Annotated in this window: 1 protein-coding gene; it reads left to right on the top strand. The window is 68.5% G+C overall.

All coding sequences use genetic code 11. From position 1 onward, the window contains the following. The coding region (locus tag ACFSKW_RS20110) for an ATP-binding protein (RefSeq protein WP_379573804.1) at positions 1-769 on the top strand (769 nt) is incomplete at both ends.

The raw sequence follows: 769 nt of genomic DNA, 5'->3' as shown, positions 1-769 counted from the left end.
CTGCTGTGGGCGCGCCTTTCGGTGTTCGCCGGCGACTTCGAGCTCGACGCGGCCAGGTTCGTCTGCTCCGACGACCGGCTGCCCGCCGAGGAGATCACCGACCTGGTGACGGGGCTGGTGGAGAAGTCCATCCTGCTGATCAAGAGCGATCACGCGGGCGTGCGCTACAAGCTCATCGACACGCTGGCCGAGTACGGCGAGGAGTGGCTGGACAAGCTCGGCGAGACAGAGCATCTGCGCCACAAGCACCTGGCCTACTACCTGAGCCTGGCCCGCAGGAGCGAGGACGCCTGGTCGGGGCCACGGCAGATCTACTGGTTCGTCCGCATGCGCCAGGAGCATGACAACGTCAGGCTCGCGCTGGAGCACGCGCTGCGCACGCCGGGCGACAGCGTGCTGGCGCTGGAGCTGCTGTCGTCGCTGTGGTTCATGTGGATCTGCTGCGGGTTCATCCGCGAAGGCCGCATCTACCTCGAGCGGGCGCTGCGGGCCAATCCCGAGCCGAGCAAGGAACGATGCAAGGCGCTGTGGGTGCTGTCCTACGTGCGCAGCGCCCAGGGCGACAGCGCGGGCGCGCTGGAGTCGGCCGAGCAGTGCAGCAGCGAGGCGGTGCTGGTCGGCGACTCGCGCGCGGTCATCCTGGCGTCCAAGATGCAGGGTACGGCGGCGCTGCTGCAGGGCGACCTGCAGAAGGCGAGCGCGCTGCTGGGCATGGCGATCGAGTTCAACACCGGCAACAAGGAGCTGAACCCGGGCCTGCTGCCGGCGA

Origin of the sequence: Nonomuraea mangrovi, assembly GCF_042681425.1 — a bacterium.
Lineage (GTDB): Bacteria > Actinomycetota > Actinomycetes > Streptosporangiales > Streptosporangiaceae > Nonomuraea > Nonomuraea mangrovi.
The sequence above is the reverse complement of the archived record's forward strand: the minus strand, read 5'-3'. Positions and strand labels throughout refer to the sequence as shown.